This window comes from Streptosporangium sp. NPDC087985 (assembly GCF_044741965.1).
GTDB lineage: Bacteria > Actinomycetota > Actinomycetes > Streptosporangiales > Streptosporangiaceae > Streptosporangium.
Genome location: NZ_JBIUTQ010000001.1, coordinates 263,661 through 284,361, shown reverse-complemented (window position 1 = coordinate 284,361; position 20,701 = coordinate 263,661). Strand labels below are relative to the sequence as shown.

The following is a 20,701-nucleotide window of genomic DNA, read 5'->3' as shown; positions in this document are numbered from 1 at the left end:
CCTTCCTACGTGGTCCGCCCCTTAGGCTCAGACAAGCCCGAAAGACCCTTGAGAGACCAGCCAGACGGCCCTTCCTCAGGGTAATCAAGCAACTGATCGTCCGAGGGTGAATCCCGACGATTCGACCTGCGCCTGACCATACGCCGGAGCGTTCACGCAGACCGTACCAGTTCGTCCCGTTCTTGAAGCCGTACGCGTTGACCGTGTCCACCCCAAACCTTTGCCGGCTCGGACGGGGACCCGCACGTCCGCTGCGGCGGGGAAGGCGGGTCCTGCGACGAGGGTTCTGGGACGGCGGCGGTCGGCGTCTGTTCCGGGAGCGGTGCGGCCGAGGGGGCAGACGGGGCCGGCTGGGCCGAGGGGACCGGCTGGGCCGAGGGGACCGACCGGATCAACCGGGCCGACCGGGCAGGCGGAGCCGACCGGACCGACGGGACCGACCGGGCAGGCGGGACCGACCGGGCAGGCGGGACCGACCGGGCAGGCGGGACCGACCGGACCAACGGGACCGAGCGGGCGGGCGGACCGGACGGGGTGGATGCCTCCTGGGCCGCCGCCACGACGAGGACCGCCGCCAGGATGACCGTGCCGACCGCCGCGCCGGCCACGACGGCCCACTGCCGGAGCCTGGACGCCCTCCGCCACCAGCCGAGCGGCCCGCCCGTGTCCGCGATGGCCGCCCGGTCCAGCGCCTCGAGGTATCCGGTGAGCGCGGGACCGGCGATGAGTGGACCGACGATGACGCGTAGCTCCTGGTTGGCGTCGACAAGCTCCAGGAACACGTTGTGGCACTCGGCGCAGCCGTCCATGTGCTCGTCCAGGACCAGACCGTCCTCCCTGGCCAGGCCACCCCGCACGTAGGCTCCCATCCTGTCCAGCACCGGGAGGCATTCCCGCCGGGGAATCCCCGCGATGTGCGCACGCAGGTAGGCCTGGCGCCAACCTTCCCTGGCCATGTAGGCCAGCGCGACGACCCCGTTGGCCGTCAGGCCCAGCAGGGGGGCGATCTCGGCGGGGCGGGACCTCTCGACCCCCGTGTGCCACAGGACGAGCTGCCACCGCTCCGGCAGCGACAGGAAGGCTCTGGCCACCGGCGAGCGTTCCAGGCCGATGAGCGCGGGGTCCACGAAGGGCACCCCCGTCTCTCCGGTGATCACCTGACCGGCCTCTCCCTGCGACCGGTCATGGACCGTACGGCGGAGCGCGGTGAGCAGATAGGGCCGGAATGCCTCCGTGGGACCGTCGCCCCTCCTGATGAGGTCAAGGACCCTGCTGAACGTCTCCGCCACAACCTCCTCGACCTCGGTGGCGCTCCGCAGGAGACAGCGGGCGAGCATCCGGGCCGCCGGCGCGTGCCGTCCGTACAGCGAGTCGTAGGCCGCCGTGTTCCCGTGCCGCAACTCGGCCAGCAGTTCAGCATCGCCTTGAGATGGTTTCACACTCATTGTTACCTCTTGATTACTCAGGGTTGCCTGCCGGATAATTCCACAGTCGGCGACCTGACTAACCAGGGATCGCTTCTTTGCGTTCGGCGGCCCGGGGAGGGAGGGGTCCGCGACGGCACGGACCGGACCGTCCAGAGCCCCCGGAGCCCCGGGACGGCGCTCTCCGAGACGGCGGCGAGACAGAGAGGGGCAACGCTCCCGCCTCGGCAGGGCAGGCTCCGGGCGCTGCCGGCCCCGCCCTAACCTTGTTGCCATGAACGATCGTGAGAACCTGCTGGCGGAGATCAAGGGCAAGGGCGTCGTGCACGGCAAAGTCGTGCTGTCCTCCGGTAAGGAGGCGGATTTCTATGTGGACCTGCGCCGGGTGACCCTGGACGGGCGGGCGGCGCCTCTGGTGGGCCGGGTCATGCTGGACCTCACCGAGGACCTCGACTACGACGCGGTCGGCGGCCTCACCCTGGGGGCCGACCCCGTGGCGACCGCCATGCTGCACGCGGCGGCGGCGCGGGGCTGGGAGCTCGACGCGTTCGTGGTCCGCAAGGCGCAGAAGGCGCACGGGATGCAGCGCAGGATCGAGGGACCGGACATAACGGGACGGCGGGTGCTGGTCGTGGAGGACACCTCCACGACCGGCGGGTCCCCGCTGACCGCTGTGGAGGCCCTGCGCGAGGCCGGCGCCGAGGTCGTGGCCGTGGCCACGATCGTGGACCGGGGGGCCGCCTCCGCGATCGCCGAGGCGGGCCTGCCCTACCGGACCGCCTACAGCCTCGAGGATCTCGGCCTGGCCTGAGGCGTCCTCCCGGCAGAGGTCAGCCGCGAGAGACGGTGAACTCCTGACGCTCCCCGGCCTTGCCCGGGGGGCGGACGGCGCCGTTCACCTCGACATGGACGGCCGCGGGGTCGGCCAGCACCACGTCGATCTTGGCGTCGAAGGACTGGGCCTGCTCGCCTTCGGCCATCTCCCGGTCGAGCAGCACGTCGCCCCCGGCGACCTTGAGGAAGACCTTGGGGCACTGCTGCCGCAGGCACTGGACCCGGATCGTGGGGATCTGCTGCTCCGGGGTGGCGGAGGTGGCGGCAGCCGACGGGGGCGGCGTGCTGGGCTCCGGATCCGAACTGAGCACGCCGACCAGCGAGAGGACGCCGACCACGATCAGGGCGGCCAGCGCCAGCACCGCCAGGCCTATGAGAACGAGGCGGGCGATACCCATCGGATCAGACCTATGGCGTCCCACACAGTGGAGAGTAGCGGCTGGTGAGGGGCTTTCACGACCCCGCCGAGATCGATCACCGCTGGCTGTCGCCGCCTGACTGGCCGGTGGGCGCGCCGCGGTGGTGTTTGCCCTGCGGCAGCGGCGCGGTGGGGGCGCCGCCCTTACGGCCCTTCATGAACTCCCTGATGATCGGGATGACCGAGAGCACAATGATCACCAGGGCGCCCGGCAGGATGTATTTGTCGATGTCGGGCACCGCCGAGCCGACCAGACGGCCGAAGATCAGCAGGCCGTCGGTCCAGAGGATGCCGCCGACGCAGTTCCACAAAAAGAACCGCTTGCGGTCCATGCCGAGCATGCCCGCGACCGGGTTGAGGAACGTACGGACGATCGGGATGAACCGGGCGAGGACCACCGCCTTGGCCGGGCCGAACTTCTGGAAGTAGTGCTCCGCCTTGTCGACGTACTCCTTCTTGAAGAGCTTGGAGTCGGGCCGGTCGAACATCCTGCGGCCGTAGGTCGCGCCGAGGTGGTGACCCAGCTGGGCGCCGGCGATGGCGCAGAACGGGGCCAGAACCAGCAGCAGCGGGAACGACAGCGGTTCGAGACCCGGGATGGCCGCGGCCGCCCCGGCGGTGCTGAAGACACCCGCCGCGACGAGCAGCGAGTCGCCCGGAAGGAAGAAGCCGAGCAGCAGCCCGGTCTCGGCGAAGATGATCCCGAGGACGCCCACCGTGGCGAAGGGGCCGAGCAGGCCGAGCCACCACTTGGGGTCGAGGAGATTGTGCAGAAGGTCCATCGGCGTGAAGCCTACCGGCGATGAGGACTCCAAGCCGAGACATTGCACAGGCAGAAGTGGGGGGCGGAACTACCCGACCGGGAAAGAACCCGGAATACTGGCCAACGGGCTACGTCATCAGAAGTCCCGCGCCAGCCGCTCACAGCCGTCTCCAGGGAGATGACCCGATGCCTATCGCGACTCCAGAGGTCTACGCCGAGATGCTCCACCGGGCCAAGGCGGGCCAGTTCGCCTACCCGGCGATCAATGTGACCTCGTCCCAGACCCTCAACGCTGCGCTCAGAGGTTTCGCCGAGGCGGAGAGCGACGGCATCGTCCAGGTGTCGACCGGCGGGGCCGAGTTCCTGTCCGGCACCACCGTCAAGGACATGGTGACCGGTGCGACGGCTCTGGCGGAGTACGCCCGCGTCGTCGCGGCCAAGTATCCCGTGACGATCGCGCTGCACACCGACCACTGTCCGAAGGACAAGCTGGACGGCTTCGTGCGCCCGCTGATCGACGTCTCTCTTGAGCGGGTGGCACGCGGCCAGGACCCGCTGTTCCAGTCGCACATGTGGGACGGCTCCGCCGTACCGCTGGAGGAGAACCTGGAGATCGCCCAGGAGCTCCTGGAGAAGTGCGCCCGCGCGAAGATCATCCTGGAGGTGGAGATCGGAGTGGTCGGCGGCGAGGAGGACGGCGTCGTCGGCGAGATGAACGAGAAGCTCTACACCACCGCCGAGGACGCCCTCGCGACCGCCGACGCCCTGGGCCTCGGGGAGCGGGGCGTCTACATGCTCGCGGCGACCTTCGGCAACGTGCACGGCGTCTACAAGCCGGGCCACGTCAAGCTCCGCCCGAGCGTGCTGAAGGAGATCCAGGAGGCCGTGGGCGCCAAGTACAGCAAGGAGAAGCCCTTCGATCTGGTCTTCCACGGCGGCTCCGGATCGTTGCCGGAGGAGATCCACGAGGCCATCGACTACGGCGTGGTCAAGATGAACATCGACACCGACACGCAGTACGCCTTCACCCGCCCGATCGCCGACCACATGTTCAGGAACTACGACGGCGTGCTCAAGGTGGACGGCGACGTCGGCAACAAGAAGGCCTACGACCCCCGCTCGTACGGCAAGGCCGCCGAGACCTCGATGTCGGCCCGGATCGTCGAGGCGTGCCGGCAGCTGAGGTCGGCCGGCACCAGGCTCTCCTAGGTCCGGGTCTTTCCGGATCCCGGTCATCGGCTCCCTGGCGACTCTCCGGGGGGCCGATCCCGGCCTGGCGGCGGCATGCGGGACGGCAGAAGGGGAGCGAACCGCCTACCGGGCGATCTCAGCAAGTACCCTCACTAGGCATGACGGAATCGCACGAGAACCTCCTCGCCGGCCCTCCGCCCACCCGGCTGCCCGACCTCCCCGAGGCCCGCGAGGCGCTGGAGTCCGGCGTCCAGGCATCCGATGTCGCCGCACGTTTCCCGGCCTATCCGGCCGCCTGGGCCGCGCTCGCGGACGAATACTTCGCGGGCGGACACGCCGTGACGTCGTACGCGTTCGCCCGTACCGGCTATCACCGCGGTCTCGACCAGCTACGCCGGGCAGGCTGGAAGGGCCATGGCCCGATTCCGTGGGGACACGGGCCCAACCGCGGTTTCCTGCGCTGCCTTCACGCGCTGGCCCGCGCCGCCCAGGCCATCGGCGAGAAGGACGAGGCCGAACGCTGCTTCCAGTTCCTGAAGGACTCCAGCGCCGAGGCCGCCGAGGAACTGATCGGCCGCTGAACCCCGGGATCTCTCCCCCTGAAGGGTGGGGGATCCCCCTTATCTCATTCGGTCGGGTATTCTCTCCACGCAAGAGCCCCTGTCGCGATTGCGTCAGGGGTTTTCGTTTTTGTGGTGGGAGATTAACAATGCCGGCTGTCGTTCTCGTGGGTGCCCAGTGGGGCGATGAGGGCAAGGGTAAGGCGACCGACCTGCTCGGCGACAAGGTCGACTACGTCGTCAGATACCAGGGCGGAAACAACGCGGGGCACACGGTTGTCATCGGCGACCAGAAGTACGCGCTGCACCTGCTGCCGACAGGCGTGCTCTCCCCGAACGTCGTCCCGGTGATCGGCAACGGCGTCGTCATCGACCCGGGTGTGCTGCTGAGCGAGATCGATGGCCTGGCGGCCCGCGGGGTCTCCTCCGAGCGCCTGCTGATCTCGGCCAACGCGCACCTGATCATGCCCCACCACAAGGCCCTCGACAAGGTCAGCGAGCGCTACCTCGGCAAGGCCAAGATCGGCACCACCGGCCGGGGCATCGGCCCCGCCTACGGCGACAAGATCTACCGGATGGGCGTGCGTGTCCAGGATCTGCTGGACCCGGGCATCCTGCGGAAGAAGATCGAGGTCGCCCTCAACGAGAAGAACCAGATCCTCACCAAGATCTACAACCGCCGGGCGATCGATGCCGACAAGGTGCTGGAGGAGTATCTCGGCTACGCCGAGCGTCTCACGCCGCACATCGCCGACACCTCGCTGATCCTGAACAAGGCCCTGGACGAGGACAAGGTCGTGCTGCTGGAGGGCGGCCAGGGCAACCTGCTCGACATCGACCACGGCACCTACCCGTTCGTCACCTCCTCCTCCCCGACGAGCGGTGGCGCCTGCTCCGGCTCCGGCATCCCGCCGACCCGCCTCACCCGCGTGATCGGCATCCTCAAGGCCTACACCACCCGTGTCGGCTCCGGTCCGTTCCCGACCGAGCTCACCGACGAGATGGGCGAATGGCTGCGCTCCACCGGCGGCGAGTACGGCGTGACCACCGGCCGTAACCGCCGCTGCGGCTGGTTCGACGCGGTGATCGCCCGTTACGCCAGCCGGATCAACGGTGTCACCGACTTCTTCCTCACCAAGCTCGACGTGCTGTCCGGCCTGGAGAAGATCCCGGTCTGCGTCGCCTACGAGGTGGACGGCGTGCGTTACGACGAGATCCCGATGACCCAGACCGACTTCCACCACGCCAAGCCGGTGTACGAGGAGTTCCCCGGCTGGCAGGAGGACATCTCCGGCGCCACGTCCTTCGAGGACCTGCCCGCCAACGCGCAGGCCTACGTGAAGGCCCTGGAGCAGATGAGCGGCGCCCGGATCTCCGCCGTCGGCGTCGGCCCCGGCCGTACCGAGACGCTCCAGATCCACCCGATGATCTAAATTTCCCCCATTATGGCTCGCGCCTGGCGCCTCCCCTGCGCGAGCCATAACAAGAGATCGGCACATGAGATCGGTAAGGTCCCCCTGTGCATGCCGAGATTCATGGTCACCGCGGAGCCCGCGGACTCCGCCCGGAGAACACTCTGCCCGGTTTCGCCCATGCCCTGGAGCTGGGCGTCGACGCGCTGGAGTTCGATGTCGCGCTGACGGCCGACCGCCGGCTGGTGCTCACCCACGACCTCACGGTGTCGGCGGTGACCAGCGTCGACACCCGGCCGGCCCGCCACGGCGATCCGCTCTTCCCCTACGTGGGCAGGCCGGTCGGCGAGCTCACCTTGGCGCAGCTGCGCACCCTCAACTGCGGAGTACGGCTGCCGCGCCATCCTGAAGACCGTTTTGTCCGGACCCAGCTGCCGTTGCCGCACACGCGGATGCCGACGCTCGGAGCGGTGCTGGGGTTGGTGGACGCTTACGGCGCCGACGGCGTGCGGATACACGTGGAGCTCAAGTCCGATCCGACGAGGCCGGAGCTCAGTGCCGATCCCCGCGAGTTCACCGAAATGGTGATCGCCGAGCTCGACCGGCACCACCGGCTCGGCGGGGCGGCGATCCTCAGTTTCGACTGGCGGATTCTCGACATCGCCCGCTCCCTGGCCCCCGCGACCCAGCGGTACGCCCTGATCGAGCGCGCCACCATGGACAGCGTTTGGCTGAACGGCCTGCGGCTTGAGGACTTCGACGGCGACATCCCCGCCGCCGCCGTGGCTGCCGGGGGCACCACCCTGTCTCCGGACCATGTACTGGTGGAGGAGGAGCTCGCGCGCCGCGCCCAGAAGGCCGAACTGCCGCTGGCCGTCTGGACCGTCAACGAACCCGAGCGGGCCGCCGAGCTGCTCGACCTCGGGGTGGCCGGGGTCATCACCGACTACCCCGACCGGATGCGCGCGCTCTGGACCGACCGGGGGATGCGCGTCCCCGCGCCCGTCACCTCCATGCGCCACGGGGACGTATAGAGGTCGTCTCCACGCGCCGCACGGGCGTGGAGGTCACATCCAGCCGTTGCGGCGGAAGCCCCGGTAGAGCAGGGAACAGACGACCACCATCACGATGAGCACCAGGGGATAGCCGAAGACGGAGTCGATCTCGGGCATGTGCGTGAAGTTCATGCCGTAGATGCCGGCGATCATCGTGGGGACGGCCATGATGGCGACCCACGAGGAGATCTTGCGCATGTCCTCGTTGGCGAGCGCGTTGGAGCGTGCCAGTGCCGCCTGGAGGATGGAGTTGCACAGCTCGTTGGACGACTCGACCTGCTCGCAGACGCGAGCCAGGTGGTCGACGACGTCACGGAAGTACTCGCGCATCTCCGCGGGGATCATCCGGCGCTGGGAGAGCGTCGACATGGGCGACTGGAGCGGGGTGACCGACCGCTTCATCTCGATCATCTCGCGCTTGAGGTTGTAGATCCGGCCGATGTCACGGGCGCTGACGTCGGCGAAGACCATCGCCTCGACGTCCTCCAGCTCGGTCTGCATCAGGTCGGCCACGGTGAGGTACTTGTCCACGACGTGGTCGGCGATCGCGTGCAGCACACCGGTCGGGCCGCGGCGGAGGAGCTTGGGCTGGTCCTCCAGGCGCTCACGCACCTCCGACAGCGGGCAGTGCCTGCCGTGCCGTACGGTCACCACGAAGTCGGGTCCGACGAACACCATTATCTCGCCGATGCCGATGACCTCACTGTTGGCGGTCAGCACGTCGTGGTCGATGTAGGCGACGGTCTTGAGAACCATGAACAGCGAGTCACCGTAGCGCTCGACCTTGGGCCGCTGGTGAGCCTTGACGGCGTCCTCGACGGCGAGCGGGTGCAGGGCGAAGACCTCAGCCAGCCACTCGACCTCGGGGGCGTCGGGTTCGTGCAGGCCGACCCAGACGAAGGCGTTGCCCTTCTCCTCCGCGGCCGCGTTGTGCGCGCGGACGAGCTCCAGGGCGTCCGGGATGCCCATGGCGTCGATCCTCTCGCCGTCGACGTAGGCGGCGTACTCGACGAGCGAGTCGCTCGGAGGGACGCAGCCGCCGTTCATCCGGTCACGGACGAGAACGGGGGCGGGGGCGTGGATGACCCGCGCGTGCTTGATGCGGGGAAACAGGAGCGAGGAGCGCATGGCAAGCCTTTCCCGCCCAACCTGGCAGCGTCCGCGCGCGACGCGATGTCACCTCGGTTCGAACGGGAATGCGCGCGGAGTCCGGTCGGGCACTGATCCGGAGTGGTGGGAGGGTGCGCACAGAGACCGTGCGCGGCACGTACTGCTGGGATCACCAGAGGACATCCCCAACCACCTCCAATCAGCAAGAGACAGGCATAGCCGATCAAACCTAGCACAGATCTGACAGGTCCCCCAGTTTACTCCCGACTCCGCTGGTGGATCCTCCAGAACCTGACGAAATTCACGCGTCCCTTACGGCCGTGCTCATCGCACTGATCGCGGGCGGCACGCGCGGAACCTCTGTCCACAACCTGTGGACGGACGGCGGGGCTGCGGCCGATAGGCTCTCATGGGTGCGCGTTCTTGTGATTGGGTCCGGCGGGCGTGAGCATGCCCTGTGCCGGTCGCTCGCAGCAGATCCCCAGGTCACCGAGGTTCACTGTGCTCCCGGCAACGCCGGCATCGCACAGGTCGCGACCCTGCATCCGGTGACCCCGACCGACCCCGCGGCGGTCAGCCGGCTGGCCACGGAACTGCGGGCCGATCTGGTCGTGGTCGGCCCCGAGGCACCGCTGGTCGCCGGAGTCGCCGACGCGGTCAGGGAGGCGGGCATCCCGTGCTTCGGCCCGTCCCGGGAGGCCGCCCGGATCGAGGGCTCCAAGGCCTTCGCCAAAGACGTCATGGTCGCGGCGGGCGTGCCCACCGCGCGGTCCCGCACGTGCGTCACGCCCGAGGAGGCCTCCGCGGCACTGGAGGAGTTCGGCACGCCGTACGTGGTCAAGGACGACGGCCTGGCGGCCGGTAAGGGCGTGGTGGTCACCGACGACCGGGACGAGGCCCTCAGGCACGCCGCGTCATGCGGACGGGTCGTCATCGAGGAGTTCCTCGACGGTCCCGAGGTGTCGCTGTTCGCGCTCTGCGACGGGTCCACGGCCGTGCCGCTCCAGCCCGCCCAGGACCACAAACGCGCCTACGACGGTGACAAGGGTCCCAACACCGGCGGTATGGGCGCCTACACGCCGCTGCCGTGGGCGCCGGAGGACCTCGCCGGCCGGGTGATGGCCGAGACCGTCATCCCGACCGTGACCGAGCTGGCCAGGCGCGGCATGCCGTACACCGGGGTGCTCTTCGTGGGGCTGGCCCTCACGGCCGAGGGCCCGAAGGTGATCGAGTTCAACGCGCGGTTCGGCGACCCGGAGACCCAGGTCGTGCTGGACCGGCTGGAGACGCCGCTCGCCGGTCTGCTGCTGGCCTGCGCGAACGGCACACTCGACGCGTTCGGGCCGCTGTCCTACCGCGACGGCGCCGCGGTGACCGTGGTGGTCGCGGCGGAGAACTACCCGGCCGACCCCGTCAGGGGCGACGTCGTCGAGGGGCTCTCCGACATCGACGGGGACGCCTACGTGCTGCACTCCGGGACCGCGTTCGACGGCGACCGGATCGTCGCCAGCGGCGGCCGGGTGCTCAGCGTGGTCGGCACCGGCCCCGACGTGGCCGCGGCACGCGCGGCCGCCTACGAGGCGGTCGGCCACATCCGGTTGCGTGGCTCGCACCACCGCACGGACATCGCAGGACGTGGCGCCTGAACGGTACGTCACAGTAAGCCGGGGGTAGCCTCTGCCTCTCCCCGGCCGCTCCGCCCCCCACGGAGGAACGATGGCGTTCGACCAGCAGTCGACATTCCCAGAACGGATCGGCGACACCGGTGTGCTGCGCTGGCCCGGCACCTGGCGGGTCTACGTGGCCACGCGCAGCGAGGAGATCCGGGCCGACGCCGAGCGCGCCCTGACCATGCGTGAGGGAGCGGGCCAGCTGGTGGCCATGGGCGAGGGCATCGGCACGCACCTGGCCCGCGCGGAGGCCTACGCGCACAGCAGGCACGGCCTGCGACGCTGGCTGACCGGCCAGGCCGTCGAGGGCGCCTGGTCCAACATCAACAGCGCGACCGTGATGCTGTACGGCGTGCTGCCGACGGCCGAGCTGTGCGGCCGGGCCACCGAGGTGGTGGCGATCGGCTGGGCCTACCTGCCCGGTGACGACCCCCGGCTGGTACAGCTGCAGGCCAGGCTCGCCGCCGGGGACCTGGGGGAGGACGACAGGCCACTGATGCAGTCGGTGCTGCGGGCCGCCTACACCGCGCAGGCGATGGAGACCGGACGGGTGCGCAGCTTCCGCAATCTGCTGCTCGGCGGCGTGGTCATGCTGAGCCTGATCGTGCTGAGCGTGGTGGCCATCGGCGCGATCTGGCCGGACGTCATCCCGATGTGCGGCGACCAGTCGGTGATCCACACCCAGGGTCTGATGCCCGCGCAGATCTGCCCGACCGGCACCCTGCGGCCCAGCCACGGCGACGTCCCCCTGGTCGCCCTGGTCGGGATGCTGGGCGCGGCGCTGGCCACGGCGGCCTCGATCTCCACCCGCTCGGAGCTGTCCACGCGCTACTCGCTGGCGGTGGTCCAGAACCTGCTCAAGGCCCCGGCCGGAGTGGCCACCTCCGTGCTGGGACTGCTGATCCTGAACTCCGGCTTCGTCCCCGGCTTCGCGGGGCTCGGCTCCCAGCCCGCCATCCTGGTCTGGGCCATGGCGTTCGGGTACGGCCAGCAGATCGTCACCCGCTTCGTCGACCAGCGGGCCGACAATCTCCTGTCGGCCGCCTCGCCACTCATCCCGGCGGGCAGAAGCACCAGAACCACGTGAGAACCCCGTCTCTACGCGCCAAGTCATCGAGCGCGATGCGGGACCATTGTGCGGAGGCTCACAGGCCTCAGAGTGATCAGTGACCTATGGGGTAATCGGCGCATGGAGTGGCCGGTTCAGGGACATCCAGCGACTAGTGTTGACCGATAACCCCTCCGGCTGCCGCCACTCGTTTTCTCGTTACCCCAATCCCCGATTCCCCTTCCCCAAGGAGCATGACGCATGGTCCGTTACCGCGTGCGCGGCGGCAACCCACTCCGTGGAACCGCCTTCATCCAGGGTGCCAAGAACGCCGTGCTGCCCATGATCGGTGCGGCGCTTCTGGCAGCCAAGGGCCGTACGGTGCTGCGCAATGTTCCGATCATCGAGGACGTACGCCGCGCGGTCGAACTGGCCGAGGCGATCGGCGCCAAGGTCGAGCTCCACGAGGCCGAGCGCACATTGGTGATCGACGCCTCCAGCTTGAAGAGCCCGGTGCTGCCCGCGGAGATCGCCCGCCGCTTCCGCGGCTCCGTGCTGTTCGTACCCGCACTGCTGCACCGCCTCGGCGAGGCGATCATCGAGGGCGTGGGCGGCTGCAACCTGGGCAGCCGCAACCTTGACTTCCACTACCTCGGCTACAAGCGCCTGGGCGCGATCGTGGACGAGGGCGACTCGGTCATCCACGTCAAGACGGCCGGCTTCACCGGCGCCACGCTGTACCTGGACACCCCCTCGCACACCGGCACCGAGAACCTGATCATGGCGGCGGCCATCGGGCGCGGTACCACCGTGATCGAGAACGCGGCGCTGGAGCCCGAGGTCCTCGACGTGATCGAGATGCTGACCCGGATGGGTGCGAAGATCAGCGGCGGAGGCACCGGGTTCATCACCGTGGAGGGCGTGGAGGAGCTCCAGGCCGTCGAGCACACCGTGATGCCCGACCGCCTCGACGCGGGCGTGTTCGCCATGGCGGCGGCCGTCACCGGCGGCGAGGTCAACCTGGTCGGCGCCGACCTGGACCACCTTGGCGTGGTCCGTTACAAGCTGGAGCAGATGGGGGTGGAGTTCGCCGACCACGGCGCGGTGCTCCACGTGCGCCGGGACCGTCCGCTGCGGCCGATCAACGTCATCACCGACACCTACCCCGGCTTCGCCACCGACCTGCAGTCACCGATCATGACGGTCGCCTGTCTCGCCGACGGCGCCAGCTACATCCACGAGCGCATCTTCGACGGCCGGTTCGCCCTGGCCTCCGAACTGAACAAGATGGGCGCCGACATCGAGGTCAAGGAGAACAGCGCCGTCGTCCGCGGCGCCACCCCGCTGACCGGTACCGAGGTGACCGCGCACGATCTCCGTTCCGGAATCGCCCTGGTTCTCGCCGGTCTCGCCGCCGAGGGGGAGACCGTCATCGAATCCGGTTATCTCATCGACCGCGGCCACTCATATCTGGCGGAGCGCATGCAGGCTCTGGGCGCAGATGTGCGGCGGGAGATTTCACGTTCATAATCATTGGGTTTCAGTCTCTCAAAACTGCTCTGACCTGTGTAAACACTTACAGTTAGGGGTTTAGCCGAGGGGTTCCCCCGGAATTGACGGCAAATCGGGCGTGACATTACGGCCCCCACAAGCGATCGTTCCAAAAGAGAGCCGAAAACAAACGGACGCAGGATGGGACGAACATTGGTCGAGCGGGCCGAAGAAACTCCACGGGTGTCACGCCCGGGGGCCATGACACCGGACCTCACTATCGGTGTGGTGGGCCCCCATGACCTCGTCGAGCGAGTGATGCTGATGGGACACGCGGCGGCACCCCTGCCCTGTCGCCTGGTGGCCGCCGCCTACCGGGACGAGCAGGAGGCCGCCGACAAGGTCATCCGGCTGGGGGCGGGCGTGGACGCCTGCCTCTTCGCCAGTCCGGTCCCCTACGACCTGGCGCGGCGCTCGGGGGTGCTGACCATGCCCGCGACCTACGTCCAGCTCGGCGGTGCCGCCTTGATCGCCGCGCTGGCCAAGGCGGCGCTGGACGAGCGGATCGACCCGCGCAAGGTCAGCGTCGACGTGCTGAGCCGGGCCGACGTCGAGGAGGCCTACACCGATCTGAGCCTGCCGGCCGCGGACGTGCACAGCCGCGACGAGCCAGGCGCCACCGGCACGATCGTGGCCTTCCACGAACGCCTGGTCCGCCAGGGCGCCACCAGCGGGGCACTGACCTGCCTGCCCGCCGTGGCCGAGCGCCTGCAGACGGCGGGGATCCCGGTGGTCAGGATCCGGCCGACCTCCGCAGCGGTCCGTACGGCCCTGCACACGGCCGCCCTGCTCGGCGCGCACCACCGGCTGGAGGAGTCACAGCTCACCGTCGTCCTGGTGGAGGTGCCGACGCTCCGCGAGCCGGTCCGCCGGTCCGCGCCGCGCTACTGGCGCGACGAGCTCCGGCTGTCCCTGCACCGGCTGCTGGTGCAGGAGGCGAATCGGATCAACGCCTCGGTGACCTCGATCGACGACCACAGCTACATGGTCACCGCGACCCGGGGTTCGGTGGCCATGGCCACCGAGGGCTTCCGGGTGCTGCCGTTCGCGGCGCGGGTGCGCGACGAGCTCGGCCTGGCGGTGGAGGTGGGGGTCGGCATGGGCCGCACCGCTCATGACGCCGAGTCTCACGCGCGGGCGGCCCTGGCGCGCACACAGGCGGGCAAGCAGGCGCAGGGCTTCGCGGTGGACCGTGAGGGCCGGGCGCTGGTCCCCGCGCCCCGGGTGCCTCCACAGGGCAGCGGATCGCTGAAGCCGAAGGGCGTGGAGGTGCTGGCCCGGCTGGCGGCCAAACTGGAGGACGGAGACACGGTGGTGGACGCGGAGGGCGCGGGCAAGATGCTCGGCGTCACCCCGCGCACGGCACGGCGACTGCTGCGCACGTTGGTCGACGAGGGACTCGCGTGGCCGCTTCCGCCGAACCGCACCCCGCAGCCGGGCCGCCCCCGCCAGCTCTACCGCCTGATCGTGGAGAAACTCGGCAGCCGCTGAGAGCCGTCAGGCCACTTCCCGTGATCCGGGAGCTCCGCCTCGCCCCGCGCGGCGGGAGCCTCGGGTCACGGTCGCGCGGGGGATGCGTCTCACGGTCCCCACCACGCGCACGGTCTGTCCGGCATAGGCGATAATGTCATGAGCTATGGATCGTGACACTACTGACGGCCGCACATCGCTGCTCGTCTGGGGAGCACTTGCGATCGTCTATGTGGTGTGGGGTTCCACCTACCTGGCGATCAGGATCGTCATCGAGACGATCCCGCCGTTGCTCAGCGGGGCCATGCGCTTCACCGCGGCCTCGCTGATCCTCGGCACCGTGGTGTTCCTGCTCCGGGGACGGCGGGCCTTCCGGATGAACTGGAAGGAGCTGGGCGGGGCCGCCCTGGTCGGACTGTTGCTGCTGAACGGCGGCAACGGCCTCGTGGCGGTGGCCGAGCAGCATATCTCCAGCGGGCTGGCGGCGCTGCTGGTGGCCTCGGTGCCGCTCTGGCTGGTGATCTTCAGGATCGTCGCCAGGGACAGGCCGGGGGTGCTCACGCTGGCCGGGGTGCTCATCGGGTTCGGCGGGGTGGCGGTGCTGTCACTGACCGGCGGGGGCGACGCGTCGGACAGCACCGGGATAGTGATCATCCTGCTGGCGTCGCTGTCGTGGTCGGTGGGCTCGTTCCTGTCCGGCCGGATCCCGATGCCCGCCGACCCCTTCGCCGCCAGCGCGATCGAGATGGCCGCGGGCGGGATCGGGCTGATGCTGACCGGCGTGCTCGTGGGTGAGCACCTCGACCTCGGCGCCGCCTCCGGGCGTTCCTGGGCGGCCCTGGCCTACCTGGTCGTGATGGGCTCGCTCGTCGGCTTCACCGCCTACGTGTGGCTGCTGGGCAACGCCCCGATCTCCCTGGTCTCCACCTACGCCTACGTCAACCCTGTGGTCGCGGTCCTCCTCGGCGCGCTCGTCCTGAGCGAGCCGGTCACGGCCTCGATGGTCACGGCCGGCCTGGTGATCGTTCTCGGTGTGGCCCTGGTGGTCTCCACCGAGCGGCGCAAGAAGGCGCGGGCCGTACCGGAACCGGCGGAGGAACCCGCGTCCGTATAGGACCCGGAACCGGCGGAGGAACCCGCGTCCGTATAGGACGCGGGACCACCCGCAGGGGAGAGCCTCAGGCGCTCCGGAAGGCCGCGGCGGCGGCGAGGAAGGTGTCGTTGGCCTCGGGACCGCCTACGGAGATCCTCGCGCCCTCGCCGGCGAAGGGACGCACGGCGATCCCCTCGGCCGCGCAGGCCCCGGCGAACTCCATGGTGCGCTCGCCCAGGCGGAGCCAGACGAAGTTGGCCTCGGTGATGGGCACCGTCCAACCCTGGGCGATCAGGGCCTCACGGACCCGGGTGCGCTCCTTGACCACGGTGTCCACCCGCTCCAGCAGCTCGTCCTCGGCCGCCAGGGAGGCGACGGCCGCGGCCTGGGCCAGGTGGTTGACCGCGAAGGGCACCGTCGTCTTGCGCACCGCGGTCGCCACCGGCTCGCCGGCGATCAGGTAGCCCACCCGGAGCCCGGCCAGGCCGTACGCCTTGGAGAACGTGCGCAGCACGGCCACGTTCGGCCGCTCGCGGTAGACGGTGAGCCCGTCGGAGACGTCGGCGTCCCTGACGTACTCCCGGTAGGCCTCGTCGAGGACGACGAGCACGTTCTCGGGGACCCGGTTCAGGAAGGCCTCCAGCTCGGCCGCGTGGACGACCGTGCCGGTGGGGTTGTTCGGGTTGCAGACGAAGATCATGCGTGTCTGCGGGGTGATCGCCTCGGCCATGGCGTCCAGGTGATGGGTCTCGGCCAGGAGCGGGACCTGGACCGAGGTCGCCCCCGCCAGGTCCGCCAGGAGCGGGTAGGCCTCGAACGACCGCCAGGCGTAGATCACCTCGGCGCCCGGCTCGCTCACCGTCTCGAAGAGCTGCTGGGCAACCGTCACCGAGCCCGCGCCGAGCGCGACGTGCTCGGGCGGCACGCCGAACCGCTCGGCGAGGGCGTTGGTCAGTCCGGTCGCCGCGGGGTCCGGGTACCGGTGGATCTCGGTGGCGGCTCTGGAGACCGCCTCGACCACCGAGGGCAACGGCTCGTAGGGGGATTCGTTCGAGGACAGCTTGTAGGACCGGCCGTCGGCTGAGACGACGGCCTTGCCCGCCTTGTAAGGGGGCAGTGTGTCCAGGATCGCGCGGAAACGAGGCATGGCCTTACTTTATGAGGAGCGGGCGGATGGGGCATCCTCCTGCAAGACTGGAGGTGAGAGGCGTGCCCGACCGGGAGGCCGGTATCCCCCACTTCTGGCGGATCGAGGACACCGAGGGCCACCCGACGGTCTACGTCTACGAGCTGGACCCGGCGACCAGTGCCTACGCGCTCACCGGGATCCACCACGACCGGCTGAAGCTCACCCTCCCCTTCGAGATCGACATCGACCTGGCGGAGATCGACGACCTCTGAACGCCGCCCGGCTATTCCTTGAGGGAGCGGAGCATCGGGGGGTGGAGCAGCACGGCGGGCCCCCGGCGGTAGAGCTTGGCGGGACGGCCGCCGTCGCGGGTGGTGGTGCGGCCGGTGGGCACCAGGAAACCTTCGGCCTTGGTGACCTTGCGGTGGAAGTTGCGCGGGTCCAGGAAGCGGCCCCAGACGATCTCGTAGACCCGGCGCAGGTCGGCGACGGTGAACTCCGGCGGGCAGAAGGCCGCCCCCAGCGGGGTGTACTCAAGCTTGCTGCGGGCGCGCTCGATCCCGTCGACCATGATGCGCCGGTGGTCGAAGGCCATGTCCCGCAGGGAGGCGACCGGCTCCCAGCTCATGTGAGCCTCGGTGGAGGCCGGCAGGTCGGGGGCAAGACCGAGGTAGGCGACGCTCAGCACGCGCTGGCGCGGGTCGCGGTCGGGATAGCCGTAGGTCTGGAGCTGCTCCAGATGAACCGGAGCGCCGGGCAGGCCGGCCCGCTCGGCGAGGACCCTGGCCGCTGCGGCGGGCAGGTCCTCGTCCAGCTGGATGAAGCCGCCTGACAGGGCCCAGCGTCCCTCATAGGGGGGTTTGTCGCGCCGCCAGACAAGCGCGCTCAGCGCCTGGCAGCGCACCGTGAGGACGACCAGATCCACGCTGACGGGAATGCGCGGAACCATGGCAGCACGTTACACCGGTCAGACCTTCACCCGGACGTGCAGAGCAGCGGCCGCCGTCCGCCCGTTGGGCGAGGTGACCTCAATTCTGATCCAGGTGCCGCCGGGCACCTGCCTCCAGTCGAACGGAATCCACGCCGTCCCCATCCCGACGGGCAGATCGGGCGGCGGTTCCGTCAGGTCCACCCCGGCCACCTCGACGACCCTCGGGGCGTCCTGGCCGTCCCAGGTGATCGTCACCTCCGAACCCAGCGGCATGTTGTATCCCCGGATCTCCACGCCGTCCTGGATGTCGCGCTCCCTGCGGACGGCGTCCACCGGGATCGGCCGGTCGTAGTCGCGGGCGATCTCCTCGGCCAGGGACGGTGAGCCGCACGTGAAGAAGTCGCTCCACATGTAGGAGACGACCTTGGAGACGTAGCGGCCGACCTGGGTCACGGCCGTGTCGAGCCGCTTTTTGTCGGTGCGCCCCCGGCTGCCCGTCCTGTCCTGGCAGAACTCCCCCTGGGACGGCTCGAACGCCTCCACGTTGGCCCAGAGCTGCACGTTGTAGCCCCGCTCGACCATCCGGTCCCGCGCCGCGGCCATCTCCCGGTAGTAGTCGCGGGTGGAGCCGTGGTAGGCGCTGCCGTTGGTCGCCGTCTTCCCGACCACCGAGCGGAGCCGTTCGTCCACCCGGTCGTCCCGCTCGTCCGGCCAGAACAGCCCCACCTTGCCGGTGCCCCGGCTGTCCTGCGGCGCGATGATCCCGACCCCGGTCTTGGCCAGAGCCTCGAATCCCGCGGCCACCTGCTTCGGGGTGGCGCTGATCGGCCACTGCTTGCGTGCGTCCAGGTAGGGGCTGACCAGGATCGGCTTACCCGGCATCTCCTGCTCGACGATCTGGTGCTGTGCGGCGTAGACCCTCAACGTCGGATGGTCCTTCAGCGCCTCCGCGGGGTCAATCGACCCCGTGTACCTCATCTCCCGCATCTGCAGCTCGAACGGCTGGTAGAAGCCGCCGAGCGAGTCCCGGCCCTGGAACCGGGCGCCGTAGTCCTGCAGGATGCGCCGGGTGATCGTGATGAGGGTGTTCGTCCCCTGCTTGGCCGCCCGGGTCTTCTGTCCCGGGTCGCGTGGGGCCAGGGGCAGCGCGGGAAAGACCCTCACCCCGAACCGGTCGCCGAGGTCGAGCAGCTCGGCGAGGCTGTCCTTCTCCGCGGCCGCGATCAGCATCACATGGTAGCCGCGGCCCTTGTTCCTGATGTTCGCGCAGGTCGGGTCGTCGGTGCCGTTGTCGGTCGTGACGAGCCGGTAGAAGACGGTCTTGCCAATCGTGATCTTCCGCTCGAACTCGGGGCAGTGGAAGAGATCGGGCCCGAACGCCTCGTCGGTCCGGTAGACGAACGTCCAGGTCACCCGGTTCCCTGGGTTGGCCGCCTGGAGATCCCGCTCGGCCGCCGCCATGCACGGGAGCCCGTCCTCGACACACGGCTCGTAGCGGGGGTCGACCGCCTTGCCCTCGTTGTCCAGGACCCGGCCCTCGCCGTCGAGGCGACGGGCCTGCAGGCCCCAGCCGATCCGGATCACGGTGTCGCCGCCCACCTTGTGGATGGCGGCGAGCTGTCGCCGCCAGGTGCAGTGGTCGACGGTGGGGATGAGCCAGTAGCCGGTCACCGCGTACGGCGAGGGCGTCTCGGTTCCGAACGTTCCACACGGGTCGGTGAAGGCGCTGGCCTCGGGGATCAACGCCGCGGAGGAGGCGGTGGAGGGCGACGGCGCGGTCGGTGACCGGTCACTCTCGGGAGCGTCTCCCTCCTTGGGTAGGACGAGCACGATCGCCGCCACCGCCGTGAGAATCGCCACGCCGAGGAGAGCAGTGAACCAGCGCACGTTCAGGACACTACCGTTCTTGTGATCAGGCGGACATAAGCGGCATCGCCATACAAGAAATCAGCTCTTGACCCCTGCCCAATCCTCAAGCTGGGACACGAAACGACGGGCCGAGTTCGGCCAGTGGTGGTTCGCACGGGCCGCCGCATACCCTCGGGCGCCCTGGGCATGCCGCTCCCGGACGTCGTCCCTCAGGAGGAGCACGGCCTGCGCCACGGCCTTGGGGTCCTCCCAGGGGACGACCATTCCGCTGTTGTAGCGCTCGATCAGCTCCACCGCGCGCGGCGACGGGGTGGTGATCACTGGAATCCCGTGGGCCATGTACTCCACGATCTTCGTGGGCATGGAGTGCCGGTAGTTGGGCTCGTCGCGCAGCAGCGAGAGACCGGCCAGCGCGCCGTCGAGCCGCTTGAGCGCCTCGTCGTTCGGCATGAAGTCGCGCCACTCCAGGATGCCCTCGGCCACCGCCGCGTTGAGCATGGGGCGCGACTGCGGGTCGGCGTAACCGATCAGCTCGACCGTCACCCGGTGCGGCTGGAGCAGCCGGCCCACCTCGATGGCATCGCGCACCCCGCGCGCCTCCGACAACCAGCCGAGGTAGACGACGCGGTCGTCTCCCGGCGGGGTCACGTCGTCAGGCACCCAGGTCTCGTTCGGGACCACCAGATGGGCCTGGTGAAACCGGCCGGCGTAGGCGGTCTCGGCGAGGAGCAGGTGCAGGTGACGCTCCGCCGTACCTTCGAGCATGCGGGCCAGGAACCGGACCGGCGGGCGCAGGAACGCGGGCAGCCAGGGCTTCAACGACAGCGTCGCCGGGGTGTCCTCGTGCACGTCCCAGACCACCGGTGGCCGCTTGCGCACGCCCACCACCGCGAGCAGCAGCTCGGGGTCGTGGACGACCACCAGATCAACCTGGTCTCGCATGCGTTTGAACACCTTGCGGGCGGCACGCACGGCCGACAGCCGCTTGCGCTCAGCCGCCCGGGGGAGGTCGACGCCGTTCACCCACGACCGGGCCATGACGCCCCGTGCCGTGTACGGCGCGGCATACGTGACCTCATGACCGGCATCCACGAGCGCGCGGATCTGCCGGTGCAGGATCCGGGCGTCCTCGGGGTGATGCACCACCGTCATGACGAGCACGTGCACTGAGCG

General features: G+C 69.5%; 18 protein-coding genes and 1 pseudogene. 11 read left to right on the top strand and 8 right to left on the bottom strand.

The window, feature by feature from the left end:
* Positions 1-152 precede the first annotated feature (152 nt).
* Positions 153-1,445, bottom strand: a complete 1,293-nt coding sequence (locus ACIN94_RS01450) for a sigma factor (RefSeq protein ID WP_400698017.1) — start codon at positions 1,443-1,445, stop codon at positions 153-155.
* Positions 1,446-1,698: 253 nt separating this feature from the next.
* Here ACIN94_RS01450 and pyrE point away from each other — a divergent pair, with 253 nt between their 5' ends.
* Positions 1,699-2,235 carry an orotate phosphoribosyltransferase gene (pyrE, locus tag ACIN94_RS01445; protein WP_400698014.1) on the top strand — a complete coding sequence of 179 codons (537 nt, stop codon included), beginning with the start codon at positions 1,699-1,701 and terminating at the stop codon, positions 2,233-2,235.
* Positions 2,236-2,254: 19 nt separating this feature from the next.
* On the opposite strand, the gene ACIN94_RS01440 is transcribed toward pyrE, so the two are convergent.
* Both ACIN94_RS01440 and ACIN94_RS01435 read right to left on the bottom strand, forming a co-directional pair.
* Complete coding sequence (locus ACIN94_RS01440) at positions 2,255-2,656, bottom strand: hypothetical protein (RefSeq protein ID WP_400698011.1); 402 nt, start codon at positions 2,654-2,656, stop codon at positions 2,255-2,257.
* A 76-nt stretch (positions 2,657-2,732) separates the two neighbouring features.
* Positions 2,733-3,458 (bottom strand): DedA family protein, encoded by a 726-nt coding sequence (locus tag ACIN94_RS01435; protein WP_400698008.1) that lies wholly within the window; start codon positions 3,456-3,458, stop codon positions 2,733-2,735.
* Between the two features lie 167 nt (positions 3,459-3,625).
* Here ACIN94_RS01435 and fbaA point away from each other — a divergent pair, with 167 nt between their 5' ends.
* From fbaA to ACIN94_RS01415, 4 genes are all read left to right on the top strand, one after another.
* The gene (gene fbaA / locus ACIN94_RS01430) at positions 3,626-4,648 is read left to right on the top strand and encodes a class II fructose-bisphosphate aldolase (protein WP_400698005.1); all 1,023 of its coding nucleotides are present in this window, start codon (positions 3,626-3,628) and stop codon (positions 4,646-4,648) included.
* Between the two features lie 140 nt (positions 4,649-4,788).
* Positions 4,789-5,211 carry a DUF3151 domain-containing protein gene (locus ACIN94_RS01425; RefSeq protein ID WP_400698002.1) on the top strand — a complete coding sequence of 141 codons (423 nt, stop codon included), beginning with the start codon at positions 4,789-4,791 and terminating at the stop codon, positions 5,209-5,211.
* Positions 5,212-5,339: 128 nt separating this feature from the next.
* The gene (locus tag ACIN94_RS01420; protein ID WP_400698000.1) at positions 5,340-6,623 is read left to right on the top strand and encodes an adenylosuccinate synthase; all 1,284 of its coding nucleotides are present in this window, start codon (positions 5,340-5,342) and stop codon (positions 6,621-6,623) included.
* 86 nt (positions 6,624-6,709) lie between these two features.
* Positions 6,710-7,636 carry a glycerophosphodiester phosphodiesterase family protein gene (locus ACIN94_RS01415; protein WP_400697997.1) on the top strand — a complete coding sequence of 309 codons (927 nt, stop codon included), beginning with the start codon at positions 6,710-6,712 and terminating at the stop codon, positions 7,634-7,636.
* 33 nt (positions 7,637-7,669) lie between these two features.
* On the opposite strand, the gene corA is transcribed toward ACIN94_RS01415, so the two are convergent.
* Positions 7,670-8,785 (bottom strand): magnesium/cobalt transporter CorA, encoded by a 1,116-nt coding sequence (gene corA, locus ACIN94_RS01410; RefSeq protein ID WP_400697994.1) that lies wholly within the window; start codon positions 8,783-8,785, stop codon positions 7,670-7,672.
* A 395-nt stretch (positions 8,786-9,180) separates the two neighbouring features.
* Here corA and purD point away from each other — a divergent pair, with 395 nt between their 5' ends.
* The 5 genes from purD to ACIN94_RS01385 all read left to right on the top strand — a co-directional run bounded on the left by purD (position 9,181) and on the right by ACIN94_RS01385 (position 15,620).
* A complete protein-coding gene (gene purD / locus ACIN94_RS01405) occupies positions 9,181-10,413 on the top strand; it encodes a phosphoribosylamine--glycine ligase (RefSeq protein WP_400697991.1) in 1,233 nt (410 codons plus the stop codon).
* A gap of 70 nt (positions 10,414-10,483) precedes the next feature.
* The gene (locus ACIN94_RS01400) at positions 10,484-11,524 is read left to right on the top strand and encodes a hypothetical protein (protein ID WP_400697988.1); all 1,041 of its coding nucleotides are present in this window, start codon (positions 10,484-10,486) and stop codon (positions 11,522-11,524) included.
* Between the two features lie 222 nt (positions 11,525-11,746).
* A complete protein-coding gene (gene murA, locus ACIN94_RS01395) occupies positions 11,747-13,015 on the top strand; it encodes a UDP-N-acetylglucosamine 1-carboxyvinyltransferase (protein WP_400697985.1) in 1,269 nt (422 codons plus the stop codon).
* Between the two features lie 222 nt (positions 13,016-13,237).
* On the top strand, positions 13,238-14,527 hold the full coding sequence (locus ACIN94_RS01390; protein ID WP_400699919.1) for a GTP cyclohydrolase IIa: 1,290 nt from the start codon (positions 13,238-13,240) through the stop codon (positions 14,525-14,527).
* 145 nt (positions 14,528-14,672) lie between these two features.
* Positions 14,673-15,620, top strand: coding sequence for an EamA family transporter (locus ACIN94_RS01385; protein ID WP_400697983.1), 948 nt, complete (start codon positions 14,673-14,675; stop codon positions 15,618-15,620).
* Positions 15,621-15,684: 64 nt separating this feature from the next.
* On the opposite strand, the gene hisC is transcribed toward ACIN94_RS01385, so the two are convergent.
* Positions 15,685-16,746 (bottom strand): histidinol-phosphate transaminase, encoded by a 1,062-nt coding sequence (gene hisC / locus ACIN94_RS01380; protein WP_400697980.1) that lies wholly within the window; start codon positions 16,744-16,746, stop codon positions 15,685-15,687.
* Positions 16,747-16,820: 74 nt separating this feature from the next.
* Here hisC and ACIN94_RS01375 point away from each other — a divergent pair.
* Positions 16,821-17,000, top strand: a pseudogene (locus ACIN94_RS01375) (Uma2 family endonuclease); the annotation flags it as partial.
* A gap of 11 nt (positions 17,001-17,011) precedes the next feature.
* Here the strand turns inward: ACIN94_RS01375 and ACIN94_RS01370 are convergent.
* Genes ACIN94_RS01370 through ACIN94_RS01360 form a run of 3 tightly spaced genes read right to left on the bottom strand, consistent with a single transcriptional unit; the run spans position 17,012 to position 20,695 of the window.
* On the bottom strand, positions 17,012-17,677 hold the full coding sequence (locus tag ACIN94_RS01370; protein ID WP_400697978.1) for an NUDIX hydrolase: 666 nt from the start codon (positions 17,675-17,677) through the stop codon (positions 17,012-17,014).
* A gap of 18 nt (positions 17,678-17,695) precedes the next feature.
* A complete protein-coding gene (locus ACIN94_RS01365) occupies positions 17,696-19,546 on the bottom strand; it encodes a DUF4434 domain-containing protein (protein ID WP_400697975.1) in 1,851 nt (616 codons plus the stop codon).
* Between the two features lie 60 nt (positions 19,547-19,606).
* Positions 19,607-20,695, bottom strand: coding sequence for a glycosyltransferase (locus ACIN94_RS01360; protein WP_400697973.1), 1,089 nt, complete (start codon positions 20,693-20,695; stop codon positions 19,607-19,609).
* Between the last annotated feature and the right edge of the window lie 6 nt (positions 20,696-20,701).